The sequence below is a fragment of the Gaetbulibacter sp. S0825 genome (assembly GCF_011777505.1).
Lineage (GTDB): Bacteria > Bacteroidota > Bacteroidia > Flavobacteriales > Flavobacteriaceae > Pontimicrobium.
The window spans coordinates 351,772-368,944 of the sequence record NZ_JAATJT010000001.1 but is presented as its reverse complement, the minus strand read 5'-3'; the positions used below and the strand labels follow the sequence as shown (position 1 = coordinate 368,944).

At 34.4% G+C, this 17,173-nt stretch carries 14 protein-coding genes; 4 read left to right on the top strand and 10 right to left on the bottom strand.

Going from position 1 to position 17,173, the window contains the following annotated elements:
• Positions 1-92 precede the first annotated feature (92 nt).
• A complete protein-coding gene (locus HB672_RS01750) occupies positions 93-671 on the top strand; it encodes a thioredoxin family protein (RefSeq protein ID WP_167606758.1) in 579 nt (192 codons plus the stop codon).
• Here the strand turns inward: HB672_RS01750 and HB672_RS01745 are convergent.
• From HB672_RS01745 to HB672_RS01715, 7 genes are all read right to left on the bottom strand, one after another.
• Complete coding sequence (locus HB672_RS01745) at positions 668-2,437, bottom strand: DNA mismatch repair protein MutS (protein ID WP_167606755.1); 1,770 nt, start codon at positions 2,435-2,437, stop codon at positions 668-670. The genes HB672_RS01750 and HB672_RS01745 overlap by 4 nt on opposite strands.
• A 35-nt stretch (positions 2,438-2,472) precedes the next feature.
• On the bottom strand, positions 2,473-2,931 hold the full coding sequence (locus tag HB672_RS01740) for a DUF5063 domain-containing protein (RefSeq protein WP_167606753.1): 459 nt from the start codon (positions 2,929-2,931) through the stop codon (positions 2,473-2,475).
• A complete protein-coding gene (locus tag HB672_RS01735; protein ID WP_167606750.1) occupies positions 2,924-3,883 on the bottom strand; it encodes a M28 family peptidase in 960 nt (319 codons plus the stop codon). Before HB672_RS01735 ends, HB672_RS01740 begins: the two co-directional genes overlap by 8 nt.
• Positions 3,884-3,969: 86 nt before the next feature.
• Positions 3,970-4,713: a succinate dehydrogenase/fumarate reductase iron-sulfur subunit gene (locus HB672_RS01730; RefSeq protein ID WP_167606747.1), complete on the bottom strand. Its 744-nt coding sequence runs from the start codon at positions 4,711-4,713 to the stop codon at positions 3,970-3,972.
• 8 nt (positions 4,714-4,721) lie between these two features.
• Positions 4,722-6,737: a fumarate reductase/succinate dehydrogenase flavoprotein subunit gene (locus tag HB672_RS01725; protein WP_167606744.1), complete on the bottom strand. Its 2,016-nt coding sequence runs from the start codon at positions 6,735-6,737 to the stop codon at positions 4,722-4,724.
• A 12-nt stretch (positions 6,738-6,749) separates the two neighbouring features.
• Positions 6,750-7,430, bottom strand: coding sequence for a succinate dehydrogenase cytochrome b subunit (locus HB672_RS01720; protein ID WP_167606740.1), 681 nt, complete (start codon positions 7,428-7,430; stop codon positions 6,750-6,752).
• A gap of 97 nt (positions 7,431-7,527) precedes the next feature.
• Positions 7,528-8,787 (bottom strand): hypothetical protein, encoded by a 1,260-nt coding sequence (locus HB672_RS01715; RefSeq protein WP_167606737.1) that lies wholly within the window; start codon positions 8,785-8,787, stop codon positions 7,528-7,530.
• Positions 8,788-9,062: 275 nt separating this feature from the next.
• On the opposite strand from HB672_RS01715, the gene HB672_RS01710 reads away from it, so the two are divergent.
• Positions 9,063-10,019 (top strand): sterol desaturase family protein, encoded by a 957-nt coding sequence (locus HB672_RS01710; protein ID WP_167606734.1) that lies wholly within the window; start codon positions 9,063-9,065, stop codon positions 10,017-10,019.
• A 78-nt stretch (positions 10,020-10,097) separates the two neighbouring features.
• On the opposite strand, the gene HB672_RS01705 is transcribed toward HB672_RS01710, so the two are convergent.
• Positions 10,098-12,851 (bottom strand): sialidase family protein, encoded by a 2,754-nt coding sequence (locus HB672_RS01705; RefSeq protein WP_167606731.1) that lies wholly within the window; start codon positions 12,849-12,851, stop codon positions 10,098-10,100.
• A gap of 132 nt (positions 12,852-12,983) precedes the next feature.
• Here HB672_RS01705 and HB672_RS01700 point away from each other — a divergent pair, with 132 nt between their 5' ends.
• Entirely contained in the window at positions 12,984-13,571 is a 588-nt protein-coding gene (locus HB672_RS01700) for a peptidylprolyl isomerase (RefSeq protein WP_167606728.1), read from the top strand.
• 11 nt (positions 13,572-13,582) lie between these two features.
• Here the strand turns inward: HB672_RS01700 and HB672_RS01695 are convergent, their stop codons facing one another.
• Positions 13,583-15,034 carry a M20/M25/M40 family metallo-hydrolase gene (locus HB672_RS01695; protein ID WP_167606725.1) on the bottom strand — a complete coding sequence of 484 codons (1,452 nt, stop codon included), beginning with the start codon at positions 15,032-15,034 and terminating at the stop codon, positions 13,583-13,585.
• 249 nt (positions 15,035-15,283) lie between these two features.
• Here HB672_RS01695 and HB672_RS01690 point away from each other — a divergent pair, with 249 nt between their 5' ends.
• Positions 15,284-16,576 carry an aminopeptidase P family protein gene (locus HB672_RS01690; RefSeq protein ID WP_167606722.1) on the top strand — a complete coding sequence of 431 codons (1,293 nt, stop codon included), beginning with the start codon at positions 15,284-15,286 and terminating at the stop codon, positions 16,574-16,576.
• A 54-nt stretch (positions 16,577-16,630) separates the two neighbouring features.
• Here HB672_RS01690 and HB672_RS01685 read toward each other — a convergent pair whose 3' ends face one another.
• Complete coding sequence (locus tag HB672_RS01685; protein WP_167606719.1) at positions 16,631-17,146, bottom strand: heavy metal-associated domain-containing protein; 516 nt, start codon at positions 17,144-17,146, stop codon at positions 16,631-16,633.
• Positions 17,147-17,173: the final 27 nt, after the last annotated feature.

The window sequence follows — 17,173 nt, the reverse complement described above, 5'->3', positions numbered from 1 at the left end:
GATTGGTTGCAATATCAAGCATGTATTGTGTCCAACTAAGTTTTCTGTGCATGGTTTTACTACTAGTTTCGAGATACTAAAATCTATACATCATGAAACGAACAGTTACAATTTTAAGCCTCCTTTTTTGCCTTTCAATAAGTTACTCTCAAACCTACAATCAATTAGTTGTTGATAACAAAGGCAAAGAGAAATTACTTGGACAAATTAATCGAGAAGGGTTAACATCGAACAGTTTTAAAAATTGGTTTGATAAAAATTATGATAATTATATCGCCAACGAAATGCTAATAACTACTTTAAAAGAGTCACTTAAGGACTATAACATAAAATTATTTTTAGGCACTTGGTGTGGCGATAGCAAACGTGAAGTGCCACGATTTTATAAAATACTAGACACAGCAAGTTACCCTGAAGACCAACTTGAAGTAATTGCTGTAGATAGAACTCCAGAAGCCTATAAAAAAAGCCCAACAGGCGAAGAGGAAGGCTTAAATATTATCAAAGTACCTACGTTTATTTTTTATAAAGATGGAAAAGAGGTTAATAGAATTGTAGAGTCACCACAAGTGACGCTTGAACAAGATATTAAAGCGATATTGGAAGGAGCGTATATACCAAAATACACAAAGACAAACTTAGCTGAGAAAACTATAAAAGAAATAGATTAAACAATCTCCATCTTTTTTAACAGGAAACTAGCGTTCATGTTCTGGCAAATACCTTTCTTTAATTTGTAGTCAAAATAGAGCTCATCATTTACGATGTCTGCATCAAAATAGTAGTTCTTTACGTCGTCTAATTCTTTTTCAATTTCACATAAACTAAGGTCGTGGGTGGCAATAATGCCTGTGGCGTTTCCAGCCACTAATTTTTCTACAAATTTTCTAGAACCTTGAGCCTTGTCGGTACTATTAGTACCTTTTAAAATTTCATCTAACACTATAAAATAAGGTTCAGTTTTTATGGTGTCTACAATAAACTTAAGTCGTGTAAGCTCCGAAAAGAAATACGAACTATTATCAGTCAACGAATCGCTAGTACGCATACTCGTGATGAGTTTTATTGGTGTGTATTCGCTTGACGCTGCACAAACTGGTAAGCCAACATTCGCCATAACAATGTGTAAGGAAACCGTTCGTAAAAAAGTACTTTTCCCAGCCATATTAGCACCTGTTACAATAAAAAACTGTTCTTTATTGATGTTTAAGTCACTAGCGATACGCTTGGTTTTATCTAATAAAGGATGCCCTAACTCTTTGGCGTTTATAACGGTGTTGTTTGCTGTAATTTTAGGATATACAAATTCAGTGTGATTAAACGAAAAGTTGCTTAAGGAATTATAAGCATCAAAAAAGGCAACGACGTCAAACCAATCTTCAACTTTGTGAGCATACGTTTTTATCCATTGTTCTATTTTATAGCTTTGAATTAAATCCCAGAGAAAAAATCCATTTCCAAAAAAGATAAAAAAGATATTGTTTCTATTGTCTAAAGCGTCTAATGCTTTTGAAAACGATTTCAAAATATCTGATGCTTTTTCGTTTTCAGAAGCGATTTGAAGTTGTTTGTCTTTAAGTAATGTTGAGGTGAACGTTTCCGTTTCTATTTGGTCTAATAACAAAGCATATTGCCTAAACGTATCCTTAATTTTGGAGGTATGCATAGACAACATATTTACTTTTTTAAATACAAAACCTATGATAAAAATTCCAAAGATTAACCAATACGCCAAATAAGCTAATGGAATAATTTGTAACACGCTACAAACAATAATTACAGTTGAAAGTGCTCCAAAAACATAAGGTAACCAACGCATTATTTTAGGCACAAAGGGTTGGTAGTTGTTTAACCAATCAATAATAACATTTGTTGGTGTTTCGGTTTCTATTAAGGATGCTTTAGCAGTAAATAATTGTCGCCATTCAGGTTTTTTAGAAAGCTCTTTAATGGCATCTTGACGATTAGGGATATTAGTAATGTCGTTGGCTTTTAGCACCTCTGCAAGTGCGTGTGTACCTTCGTTTATAGCTGTTCTATCGAGGTATTGGAAAAAAGACCCGCGACCAAACAAATCAATATCTAAACTATAAGGGTGCTCAGGATTTTGAAACTGATTACCGCTAAACCGTTTATGAAAGTTACCTTTAGCTATCTCTAACTCTTGGTTGTTAATGTTTAATAAGGCTTTGAATAAATCGCGTTGCGCTTTGGCATCTGTGTGTTTTGACACAAAAAATAAAAACAGCCCAATCGCAACAATAGCAATAACCACAGCCACAGGAATATTATGAAAGCAAATGTAAATTCCCATAACACCAGCGAGGTAAATAACCACTCTGGATAGACTCAACACCAAGAGCTTCTTTTTTAAAGCAGCGATTTGGTCTTGGTATAAGGCTATTTGTGAATTATAAAATTGTAATGGGTTGTTCATGAGGCGGTTTTATAGTATAAAGAAACGAAAAATTATTACCCTTTTTTATCTTTCAGATATTTTAAGAAATTAACAAGATGTTGTTCTGAATGAATCTTCATGGAAAAACTAAAATGCCATAAAGCATCATTTATACTAGTATTCACGATTCTCCATTTTACAGCTAGCATGTCTATTATAATATCGGTTAAATCATCAATAGCATCTCCAGTAACTAAATCTGCATCAGGAATTATTTTATGACTTTCCCAAACTTCATGATACCAACCAAAACTAGGGAAATTTGCTACTACGTTTGCTCTTATTTTTTTGTAAGGAAAACTTGGTTCATCATCATAATCTTTGTCATCTAACTCTATATCACTCAAGCCTAAATATTCTGAATACAAATCTACAAGAAGCTTAGTGATTTCAAGTTCTTTATTTTCTGAAGTAACATTAGGATTTGTCCCAAACTCAGTAATTCTGTCTATTATTTCATTTAGTCTATTCAAACTTCATCTCATCCAACTTCTCAAACACAGCAATCACAGCAGTCACTGCTTTTGCGTAAAATTCTGGCTGGATATTTTCAAAATCATCGGTTGGTTTGTGGTAATCTTTATGGTCTTCTACACCAAAATATAAAAATGGGATTTCTGCTCTGTGAAACGGTCCATGGTCTGATGAGAACACCCAACTTTGTTTGCCATCTAACCCATCATGACCTACCGAAAGTTTAAAATCTTCAGGTAATTCCAAGCCTTCAATGGCTGGTTGTAATTGTGTGTATAAATTGGTTCCAACAACATACAACTCGTTATTATCGTTACGACCTACCATGTCTAAATTCACATTCATGGCAATTTGCTCTTTAGGTAATGTGTTGGCTTTTACAAAGTGACTAGCACCCTGTAATCCCATTTCTTCGGCATCAAAAGCAGCAATAACTACTGAGTGTTTTGGTGGATTGTTTTTAAAATATTCAGCCATGGCAATTATAGCACTGGTCCCTGAAGCATCGTCATCAGCGCCATTATACACTTTTCCATCTCTCACACCAACATGGTCGTAATGTGCAGATATTACAATATATTTTTCGGTATGTTCTGTGCCTTTAATAACACCTAACACGTTAGCACCTTCATAGGTTTTTTTATCACGACGACCTTCAAAACTAAAAGGCTGTGTATAATCTTCCAACAAAGGAGCAATACCGTATTTTTTAAATTGATTAATAACATATTCTCTCGCAATTAAATTGCCTTTTGTGCCAGTTTGCCTGCCTTCTAGAGAATCTAATGATAAATATCTAACACGTTCTAAAAGTGCGTCAGCGTCAAATAAATCGGCTGTTTTTTCAATTGTTTCTGTTACTTCAACCTCTTGAGTTGCTTCGCTTGTTTGGCCTTTACAAGAAAACGTCAATAAGGCAAGTAATGCTAGGGAATAAAGTCTAAATTTCATTTTTTTATTTTATTAGGGAACCAAAGCTAATAAAAAAACCTAAGTGAGAACTTAGGTTTTTTGTTAATTATATAAAATTGTTTGTTCTATTTTAAATTGGCTTTCATTAGTTCTCGATTCATACGAGCAATAGTATCTAAAGAAATCCCTTTAGGGCACTCAACTTCGCATGCTCCAGTATTGGTACAGTTTCCAAAACCTTCCGCATCCATTTGCTCTACCATGTTTCTAACTCGGTCGGCAGCCTCTATTTGTCCTTGAGGTAATAAAGCATATTGACTCACTTTTGCACCAACAAATAACATTGCCGAAGAGTTTTTGCAAGTGGCTACACAAGCACCGCAACCAATACAAGCGGCTGCGTCCATGGCCTCATCGGCTGCATGTTTTGAAATAGGAATGGCATTTGCGTCTTGTGTGTTTCCAGATGTGTTTACAGAAATATAACCTCCAGCTTGTTGAATGCGCTCAAAAGCAGTTCTATCAACAACTAAATCTTTTATCACTGGAAATGCTTTTGCTCTCCATGGCTCAATAGTAATAGTATCACCATCTTTAAACATACGCATGTGTAACTGGCACGTTGTAATAGCCCTGTCTGGACCATGTGCTTCACCATTGATATATAAAGAACACATTCCGCAAATTCCTTCGCGACAATCATGATCGAAGGCTACAGGTTCTTCTCCAGAGTTTACTAATTGTTCGTTCAAAACATCCATCATTTCCAAGAAAGACATATGTTCTGAAATATCATTTACCTTATAATCGACCATTTGACCCTTTGTATTTGAGTCTTTTTGTCTCCAGATCTTTAATGTTAAATTCATAATCTTTCTTATTTGTATGAACGTTGTTTTAATTCGATGTCTTTAAACTCTAATTCTTCTTTATGAAGCACTGCATTAGCAGGCTCTCCTTTATGTTCCCAAGCAGCAACAAAGGCAAAGTTTTTATCATCACGTTTTGCTTCTCCTTTTTGAGGTCCATCTTCTTCAGCAGATTCTTCTCTAAAATGTCCTCCACAAGACTCCTCACGCATTAAAGCATCTTTTGCAAATAATTCACCTAACTCAAGGAAATCGGCAACACGACCAGCTTTTTCTAATTCTGGATTCATTTCATTTGCACTACCAGGAACTTTTACATCTTTCCAAAACTCTTCACGAATGGCTTTTATTTCTGCCATCGCTTCTTTTAATCCTTGTGCATTCCTTGACATACCTGCCTTATCCCACATTATTTTCCCTAATTTCTTATGGAAATAATCTACAGATTTTGTGCCTTTATTGTTCATAAAGAAGTTAATTCTATCATTTACTTCTTTTTCTACGTCATCAAATTCTTTTGTGTCTGTAGGAATTGGACCTGTTCTAATATCATCCGAAAGATAATCGCCAATTGTATATGGTAATACAAAATAACCATCAGCCAATCCTTGCATTAATGCTGATGCACCTAATCTATTGGCGCCATGGTCTGAAAAGTTAGCTTCACCAATACAATAGCAACCAGGAATGGTTGTCATTAAATTGTAATCTACCCAAACACCACCCATTGTATAATGTACAGCAGGATAAATCATCATTGGTGTTTTGTATGGATTTTGATCTACAATTTTCTCATACATTTGGAATAAGTTCCCATATTTAGCTTCAACAATAGCTTCTCCTAACTCAGTAATTTTTTCTTTTGAAGGGTTCTGTATATTATGAATTTTTGCTTGCTCTTTTCCATAACGCTCTATAGCTGCTGCGAAATCTAAATATACAGCTTCTCCTGTTGCATTCACACCATAACCAGCATCACAACGTTCTTTTGCAGCACGAGACGCTACATCACGAGGTACTAAGTTTCCAAATGCTGGATAACGACGCTCTAAATAGTAATCTCTTTCGTCTTCAGATAACTCGGTAGGTTTTTTACGACCCTCACGAATTGCTATGACATCATCCATATTTTTTGGCACCCAAATACGCCCATCGTTACGAAGTGACTCAGACATCAATGTTAATTTTGACTGATAATCTCCCGAACGCGGTATACAAGTTGGATGAATTTGTGTGTAACAAGGGTTTGCAAAAAACGCTCCTTTTTTATGTATTTTCCATGCGGCTGTAGCATTACTCCCCATTGCGTTGGTAGATAGGAAATACACATTTCCATATCCTCCAGAAGCAATTACAACGGCATGAGCCGAATGTCTTTCTATCTTTCCAGTAATTAAATCACGTGCAATAATTCCTCTAGCTTTGCCATCAACTTTTACAACGTCTAACATTTCGTGACGGTTGTACATTTGAATTTTTCCACGTGCAATTTGACGGTTCATTGCCGAATAAGCTCCAAGCAATAACTGTTGTCCTGTTTGTCCTTTGGCATAAAACGTTCTAGAAACTAACACACCTCCAAAAGAACGGTTATCTAACAATCCTCCATAGTCGCGAGCAAAAGGAACACCTTGAGCCACACATTGATCAATGATGTTCGCCGATACTTCCGCCAAACGATATACGTTGGCTTCACGTGAACGATAATCACCACCTTTTACAGTATCATAAAATAACCTGTAGGTTGAATCACCATCACCTTGATAGTTTTTCGCAGCGTTAATTCCTCCTTGTGCAGCAATAGAGTGCGCACGTCTTGGCGAATCTTGATAGCAAAAAGCCTTAACGTTGTAGCCTAATTCTGCCAATGTTGCCGCAGCTGAACCTCCTGCTAATCCAGTTCCAACAACAATAACATCTATATGGCGCTTGTTGGCGGGATTAACTAAATCTATTTTATCTTTATAAGTTGTCCACTTATCTTTAATGGATCCCTTAGGTACTTTTGAATTTAAAACACTCATAGTTATAAAATGTTATAGGTGATTAAAATGATGCCAAACAGCGATGATTATAAATCCTAGTGGAATTGCATAAGCATATATTTTCCCAAAGGTTTGTAAAGCTTTTTTGCGTCCAGCAGTAGAACCCATTGATTGGAATGCTGAAGTAAAACCATGTAATAGGTGCAATGCTAAAAATACAAATGCTAATACATAAGCGCCTACTCTCCAAGGTTCTAGAAACTTGTGTTGTAGCTCATCAAAGTATCTAAACTCTTGTGTTCCAGCAATCATTCCTGTCATGTCTCCTTCAATATATTTCACTTTCATTTCTGGAAACCAGAAATCTATAAAGTGTAATACTAAAAAGGCTAAAATAACAAGCCCACTGTAAATCATGTTTCTACTTATCCAAGTAGAATTTGCAGCACCATTGTTTTTAGCATAGCTAATTTGACGTGCATTTTTGTTTTTAATTTCTAAAACAAATCCCATTACAAAATGAAAAACAACACCAAAAATTAAAACAGGCTGCAAAGCCAATTGTATTAATGGATTGGTTCCCATGAAGTGAGATAATTGGTTAAAAAGTTCAACACTGAAAAGTGAAGTGATATTAACAGCTAAATGTATTATTAAGAAAAACATTAAGAAGAAAGCAGACAAAGCCATAGCTACTTTTCTTCCAATCGAAGATTTAAAAAATCCACTCATAATGTATAGTAGTTTATAAGTTGACACAAAAATACTTCAGGGCAGAGGTTCTAGCAAAAACATTTGTCATGTTTTTACTATTTAGAATGGTTTTAATTTAAAAATTAAACCTTGGGTTGACAATAGTATTATAGATAGATCCAAATGAGTAACTTATTCCAACATTAAAGAAGTAATTATAACCTGATTGCAATTGTTGTTGACGCAATAGAATATCTTCAAGCGATGCACCTCCAGAAGAGATGTTAATTTGATTTCTAGTAATGCTATAACCACCACCAATATTAAAATTAAAGCCTTTGAACAATCTTATATTTGTTCTAAGATTGAAATTTAGGGCATTTAGTGTGGTGTCATGTAAATATTGGTCAAAAGACACTTCTCCATTTACATCACCCCATTCTTGCCTTACACTACCACCAAATGAAAGAGAATGTTCCCATAGATATTCAGAATCTTTAAGGAATACTGTTCTCACCATATAATCGTTATACCTAATACCGTTGCTATAACTTAAAACCAGTTGTTTGTTTGCTGATTCGTCGTATTTAAAAAAATTGTATTCAAGTGCTGGTTTAAAATTCCAGTATAAAGCATAATTGCCAAAAGTAGATGTTCCTAGCCCTCCAAAAAAACCATAAGACCAATGGTCGTTTATGCTTAATACATCATTAACATACAAAGATTTACCGTTATTTATAGATACAATGTCATCTCCATCGTATGTAAATGTAGATTTACTTTCATTAAAGCCAACACGCATAAAGAACTTGTTCTTTTCTGTAACTCGTCTTGCCGACATATTAAAATTTATATTACTTGAATTATTTGTTTCTTGACCATTAAACCAGCCATTAGCACCAAGTCTAAAAAACCAAGAATTCCATGGGTCTTTTACTTCTACTTTTTTCAACTCTTCTTCTATTTCAGGAGTTGGAGCTGACACCGAAACACCTTCTAAAGTGCCTTTTTCTATCCAAAAACGTACTAAACCAAGTTTGATGTACTCAAGAATGCGTTTTCTAACATCGTCACCTGTCATATTAGAATCGGTCGTAAACGATAGCTTATAGTTAATAGCCTCAAAGCTGTTTTTTCCAATAAAGTCAACATCGTAACGTCTACCACCACTACCAGTGCCTTGGGCAAGAAAAAACAAATGGACATCACCTTGAGCTTGATCACGTACAAACTGTACGTTACCTAGGTTTTGTTTTAAAAAATTATTATCACAAAATCTACAATCTAAATATATTTTAAGATCTTCCGTTTGAGTGTCTTGTATTGTTTCTTGAGAATAGGATTGAAAAGAAAAGAATACACACACTAAAATTAGTGCTAAAGATGATTTTGACATTGATTGATGGTTTAGTTAGTTAAATAGCCTTTTTGCAACAAATACCATTCCAAAACAAAAAAGAGTGAATTTTATTTTGTAAGAATTTATTTATTTGTAAAACTACCTTGATTTAAAAGAAGTAATGTTAAAAAAGTGCAAAAGAAGTGTCAAGAGTTGTTAAAAAGTAATAGTATGTTTTAGAAAGATTTTTAAATAATAAGAACAGTTAAAACACTTATACTACATTTTACGTTCTTAATATTAATACCTTTAACAAAATTTTAAATCACTTTATGGATTTTACCAACCCCTTGGTTTACGGAGTACCTAGCTTTATTGCTTTTATTTTATTAGAGTTAACCTATAGCAAAACACATGGACATGATAATCTTTATGAGTGGAAAGACCTCATGGCTAGCGGTGTAATGGGAATAGGCTCAGTTATTATTGCGCCACTAATTAAAGTTATTTCAGCTATTGTTATCTTTAATTTTACCTATGACCTATTTAATGTGGTGGAAAATGGCGTGCGCACCAATATTTTTGGTTACGAGTCCTTTGGATATGTTTGGTACATCTGGTTTTTTTGCCAAATAGCAGATGATTTTACATACTATTGGTTTCATAGAGCAAATCATGAAATACGTATTCTCTGGGCTGCACATATTGTGCATCATTCATCTAATAATTTCAATTTAGGCACAGCTATTAGAAATGGATGGTTTACAATTTTATATAAACCTCTTTTTTATATGTGGATGCCAGCTGTTGGATTCCCTCCCGAAATGGTTGTTGTTTGTTTAGGTATTGAAGCTTTATGGCAATTTCAATTGCACTCAGTGTATATTCCTAAAATGGGAATTATAGAAAAGATATTTAACACACATACTATGCATCAAGTTCACCATGCCCAGAATGTGGAATATTTAGATAAAAACCATGGTGGCTTTCTCAATATTTTTGACAAACTTTTTGGCACTTGGAAAGAATTGGATGATAACATAGATATAAAATATGGGGTTATTCATGCTCCTCAATCGTATAACCCTATGGTTATACTGACTCATGAATTCAAAGATATTTGGAACGATACCAAAAAAACCTCAAAATTAGCACACAAGTTAATGTATGTATTTGGGCCTCCAGGATGGAGTCACGATAATAGTACTATGACCGTAAAACAACAACAGCGTTTATATAAAAAACAAAAATCTCAAAATGCCAAGGTAACTTTTGAAAGACCAAATTAGCGTTGTTATACTATTAATAAACCACAAAAAAAGCTCTATGACGATCGTCATAGAGCTTTTTAATAAGTTTTAAAATTTTTACTTTATTTCTAAAGTAGTTTTTTGGCTACCAATTTCTATAGTATAAGTGCCTTTTGGTAAATAGTATTTACCGTTTTGAGCTTTTGGAATGTTTAGTTTGCTATCTTCTTTCATTAAGTCTTTTCTGCCTCCACTAGACATGGTTAAATCATAATTCGCATAGTTAAAGCCTTTATCTGCGTTTACTTTTATGGAGTTTAGCAATGCACCTCCCTTAGATAAAATGTTAATTCCTTGAGTGGCTTTTGCTTTAGAATAAAATGATATTGTTACTGAAGGCTCGAACGATCTTCCTCTAAATCTAGGCATTTGCACAGGAGAGGGTTTAAAAACGGTAATGGCCTTTGTACCAATAGTACTGTATTTTTGTAAGTCTGAAATATCAGCTTTGTAAATAGAGCGTCCGTGAGTACCTACTACTAAATCATTTGCTTCTGGATGCACCACTAAATCGTGCACTGCAGCTTTGGTTAATCCATTTGTAAATTCGTGCCAACTATTACCTCTATCAAAAGAAGCATATACACCGTTGTCTGTTCCTAGGTATAAAATATTCTCATCTTTAGTATCTTCTTTAATCACATTAACTGGCGAATTGGAAATACCGTTAGTAATAGATTTCCACGTTTTTCCCATATCCTCACTTACATATGCATAGACTTTAAAGTCGTCATTTCTATAACCATTAAGCGTTGCATACACACGTTCTTGTTTGTGTTGTGAGGCAATCACTCTAGACACCCAGAGTCCTTGAGGTAAATTATCAGACACTCTCGTCCAAGAACTACCTCCATTGGTGGTTAAGTTAATATAACCGTCGTCACTTCCTGTGTAAATCATTCCGAATTGGAAAGGACTTTCAGAAATAGCGGTAAGTGTTCCGTAAGGGACGTTGCCTTTTTTACCGCCTGTGGTTAAATCATCCGAAATAACACTAAACGTTTCACCTTGATTCATAGAGCGTAATAACTTATTAGAGCCCATGTACAAAATATCTTGATTATGAGGCGATAATAAAATAGGTGTTTGCCAATTATATCTGTAAGGAGAATCTCCTAATTCGTGCTTAGGATTGATGCTAATACGTTCTCCAGTTTCTAGATTTTGTCTTGAATAAAACCCAAATTGCGATCCAGAATAAACTATGTTATTATCTCTACTATCTATTTGTACTTGCATACCATCGCCACCACCAATTCTTCGGTAAGGGTATCTGCCTCCACCTTCCCAACCTTTGGAAGCTCTATAATTACTTGGTCCAAACCATACACCATTATCTTGCAAACCGCCATAAACATTATATGGTTTTTGGTTATCGACATTTATATAATAGAATTGACCAACAGATGTTGAATTGTTTTTTGTCCAGTTGTCACCATCATCATAGGTAATATTTACACCACCATCATTTCCGTTAATAATGTGTCCTTCTTTTTTAGGGTTTAACCAAATCGCTTGATGGTCACTATGTACATTTTCTTTCCCAATACGAGTGAACGTTTTTCCGCCATCATCAGATTTTAATAAAGGAACACCTAACATATAAATCTTATTTTCATTTGAAGGATGAACAGCAATCACACCAAAATAATATCCATAAGAGCTATACATGCCATCTATATAACCATCGTGTGTTTTTTTCCAAGTTTTTCCGCCATTTGTAGATTTATAAACTTCGGCACCAATAACTGGCGAATTAAATAATGCTGCATTAGCATTTTCTAAGTATAATGCTAAATCACCAGGTTTTACTTTCCCATCTCTTACTGATGCTTTTACGCTTTTAGCACTGTATTTACTTGGGAAACGATTATTACGTAAATAACCATTTAAACTTTTATCATCTAATTTTAAAAAATCGGCATTACTCATGGTCTTAAAATCGTCTTTTTGTAACCCTTGAGACGTTCTAGGTTCTCCTGCAGGACGTCTAAATTGATTATCTAAAAGAGCATAAATAACATTGTCGTTAAATACTGATACACCTATACGACCAACACCAGTTCCTGTTGGGAAACCACTACCTTCAGGTGTCATATTTGTCCAGGTGTTTCCTCCATCTGTACTTTTATAAATGCCTGAATTTTCACCATCACCATCAAAGTCCCATGCTTTTCTTTCGCGTTCCCACATAGCAGCAAACAAGACATTAGGATTTGTTGGAGATACACTTAAGTCGATTGCTCCTGTACCATCGTTTATAAACAATACATTTTTCCAAGTTTTTCCACCATCAGTAGTTTTGTAAATACCTCTATCTGAACTTGGGGTATATAAATTACCGACTGCAGCTACTGTAACGTCATCAGGATTATTTGGGTTAATTACTATTCTACCAATATGTTGTGAATTTGGTAAGCCAACATTCGTCCATGTTTTACCTTTATCAGTACTTTTTAAAATACCAATTCCAGAATAGGATGAACGCGAAGAATTACTTTCTCCTGTGCCTATCCAAATAGTACCACTGTTCCAATCTACAGCAATATCTCCCATATTTTGCGTTGGTGCATTGTCGGCAACTGGCGTAAACGAAGTGCCATTATTATTGGTGTACCACAATCCTCCTGATGCATAAGCTGCGTAAAACTCGATTGGATTATTAGGATTTACATCAAAGTCAACAATACGACCACTCATGATTGTTGGTCCAATATTGGTGAAGGGTACATTTTTTACAATAGATTCTTGCGCATTAATAGAAAGAATGAATGCAAGATTTAGGATTAGAAATAGTTTGAAATTTTTCATTTTGGTTGGTTGTTTTAAGAAGTGATGAAAGTAATTAAAACTTCATAAACGGTCAAATACTGCTTATGAAAAAATCATGTTTTTAACATTATGAAGCATTTATTTGCTATTTTTAGACTTAAACTTACCAAAATGAAAAAAATAACAACACTATTTATAGTTTTCCTAATAGTTTCTTGTGCGACTGAAAAAACGTATGACATTGGTCAAATAAAAACACCTAAAGGTGAGATATTAGTTTGGTTGTATGATGAAACGCCTAACCATAAAGCTAGTTTTATTGAGTTAGCAAACAATGGTTATTGGGACACTTTATCTTTTAACAGAGTGATTCCAAATTTTGTAGCGCAAGGAGGGTGTCCAGACACACCAGAAGGATTTAACGACCCTGAATATTTACTAGAACCAGAATTTGTAGATTCTTTGACACATACTTATGGAGCTTTTGGAGCTGGACGTGATGGTAACGCCGAAAAACTATCTGCACGTTGCCAGTTTTATATTGTTCATAACAAAGAAGGCTTGCATCGTTTGGATGGAGACTATATGATTTTTGGTAAAGTTATTAAAGGAATGGATGTTGTTGACACTATTGTTAATGTAGAAAGAGACTCGATTGATGAGCCTCTTTCAAAAATTACTTTAGATGTAAATATGATTTCAATGTCTGAAACAGAACTTAAAGCCTTGTATCCTGAATTTCAGAAACAACGAGAATAAAAAGAAAAGAGTTATTCCTCCCACTTCCAATCACCACCAATTATTAATTTTTCCTTTAGGTTATTTTTAATCATAAACTCTTTTGTGGTTTCGCTGTCCATTTTTGTGGCTGGCAATGTTTCAGCATTAGCAAGTCCATAAAGTATCATCGTTCCAAAACGCGCTGTGTTTGTAATGTGCTCTTCGTTTACTAAGTCGAAATCATCACAATCGGAATGATAACATCCATAAATGGAACGGTCTAAATTGCTATGAACCGAAAGAATTGGCACACCTTCTAACATAAACGGTTGGTGATCGCTATGCAGTCCAGACCTGTTTGAAAAACTATTTTTAAAAATACTGTCTTGTTGCTGTATGGTAGCTCCTAGTTCGGTAAAGAATTTTTCATCGTTTAATTGTCCGCCAGCATTCATCCCAACAGGATTTCCTGCCATGTCAAGATTCATCATATATTTGATTTTGTCAATACTACCTTCTTTTACAGCTTCAGCAACCATGTGACGAGAACCAAATAACCCTTGTTCTTCGCCCATAAACATCACGAATTTTACTGTGCGTTTTGGCTTTAAGTTATTAGCTTGAAATGCGCGAGCAATATCAATGACTGCAAACGAGCCAATACCATTATCTATCGCTCCTGTTGCTAAGTCCCAAGAATCTAAATGACCTCCAATAACAATTTCTTCTTCAGGAATCTCACTTCCTTTAATCGTTGCTACCACATTTCTAGCATTTATCATACTACTGTTATTAGTCATACTAATAGTTGCTGTTGATGAAGATGTTTTTAGTTTTTCTTTTAATGCCATACCATCTTCTTTACCAATACACATAGCAGGAATAGGTAATAAGGCACCAGTTACTGATGCTGTTCCAGTAAGCAAAACACCATTATCTACTTGATTAATGATGATAATACCTATGGCACCATATTTTATAGCGATGGCAGATTTCTCACTTCGATGAAGATTGGTTAGTCCTTCTCCACTATCAGGAAGAATTCCAATGTACATTAAGGCTATTTTGCCTTTAACAGCATCAGGATTTGCTGCGTAATCAGCTTCTAATCCATTTCCCATATCGACAATGTTTCCAGTAACTTTAGCTTCAACAGGAGAATGTCCTAACGTCACAACCTTAGTGTCGTTTCCGTCAATTTCTAATGACACATCACCACGTGACCACGCTTCTACTGCGAAAGGTTGATATACGACATCGTCAAAACCATATTCCTTAAACTTGTTATAAGCAAAAGTTTCTGCTTTAGCACCATTTTCAGACCCTGTAAGTCGGTGACCAATAGTTTCTGAAGCTACTTTTAAATCTTTATATGCTTGAGAATTTGCTTTAATTTCAGTGTCTATTTTTGCAAATAATTCGGCATTGCTAAGCGCTTTTTCTTCCTTAGCACAAGAAAACGTGATGAAAGCAATTATTAAAAGAATTCCTAATTTTTTCATTTTTGAATAGTGTTTTTTTTGGTTGGTTAAAAAGAAAGTGGAAATTAATTAAATCAATAGTAACTGCCAAGTATTTAATTAAAATAACACTTGGTTAAAGTATGTTTTTTATTTCTATTAGGTAATGGTTACATTTGTTACTCATTAAATATTTGAACATGAAACATCAACAATTAAAATTTTCGATATCCAAGAAAATAATTTTATAGATGTTACTTCTGACCATTTAAAAACAATAAATATTTGCACATGAAATACCATCCAATATCCAACAAACTTTTTATAAAAAATAGAGCAAAATTTGTAGCTCAAATGAAACCAAAAGCTATTGCAGTTTTTAATTCCAATGATATTTTTACAACTGGTGCAGATAGCACAATGCCTTTTGAGCAACATAGTGATATTTTTTATTTAAGTGGTGTTGACCAAGAAGAAAGTATTTTACTGTTATTTCCAGATGCCATGGACAAGGCACATCGTGAAGTACTTTTTGTAAGAGAAACTAACGACCATATAGCTATTTGGGAAGGCGCAAAACTTACTAAAGAACAAGCAACACAAACTTCTGGAGTAGAAACAGTGTATTGGCTAAGTGATTTTGACAAAGTGTTTTTTGATTTAATGACTGAAGCTGAAACCATTTACTTTAATACAAACGAACATTACCGTCAAGCGGTCGAATTAGAATCTCGTGAAGTTCGTTTTATAAAAACAGTTAAAGACAAATTTCCAGCGCATAGTTGGGCAAAAAGCTTCCCTATTTTACAGAATATTCGCGGTGTAAAAGAACCTGAAGAAATAGAGCTTTTGCAAACGGCTTGCAATATTACCGAAAATGGATTTAGACGAATACTTGATTTTGTAAAACCTGGTGTAATGGAATACGAAATTGAAGCAGAATTTATGCATGAATTCCTAAGAAATAGATCTAAAGGTTTTGCATATACACCAATAATTGGTTCTGGATTCAATGCATGTGTGTTGCATTATATTGAGAATAATCAAGCTTGTAAAGATGGCGATATGTTATTGATGGATGTTGGTGCAGAGTATGCTAACTATTCTAGTGATATGACACGCACCATTCCAGTGAATGGACGATTTACAGATAGACAAAGAGCAGTATATAATGCTGTGAATCGTGTAAAAGATGAAGCTACTAAAATGTTGGTTCCTGGAACAATTTGGGCGGACTACCATGTTGAGGTTGGAAAATTAATGACCTCAGAATTATTAGGCTTAGGATTATTAGATAAGGCTGATGTACAGAACGAGGACCCAAAATGGCCAGCATATAAAAAATACTTTATGCACGGAACATCCCATCACATGGGATTAGACACTCATGATTATGGCGAATTAAAAACACCAATGAAAGCAAATATGGTATTTACTGTAGAACCTGGAATATATATTCAAAAAGAAAGTATGGGAATTAGATTGGAGGATGATGTTGTAATTCAAGAAAAAGGGGAGCCAATTAACCTTATGAAAAATATTCCAATTGAAGCAGATGAGATTGAAGATTTGATGAATAAATAGATAAAAAAAAGCCCACTTCAAAGTGGGCTTTTTTTTTAATTCTAAATTAAAGAACTAAGCTTTTCCTTTCTTTTCAGCACAACATGCCTTAGTGCAATTTTCAGCACATTCTTTTTTCTCAACTTCGGTTTTGTCTTTACAGCAAGCCATAGTACAATTTTCATCGCATTCTTTGTCTTTCTTAGCTGAAAACTCCTTTACAGTTTTCATTTCACTCACTTTATAAACATCAGCCGATTTTGTTACTGTTTCCTCTAACGAAGTATGGTTAACCATAGCTTCATCATATTCAACCATTGCTAGTTTATTGTTAAAATCTACCTTAGCAGATTTCACACCATCCATTTTATTAATATTTTTTTCGATAAGCTTAGCGCATCCAATTTCGCAAGTCATACCTTCGATTGTGAATTCAGACTTTACAAAATTAGCATCAAGATTTAATACTTTTTCTGTTTTTACAGCTATATCAGCTTCAATAGTTTTTACTTCAGGGCTTGTTTCGTTTTTACATGAAATTATTAGAGCCATTACCATAACGAGCGCTAAAATGTTTTTAAATGTCTTCATAGGTTTTAAATATTGATTTGACTACAA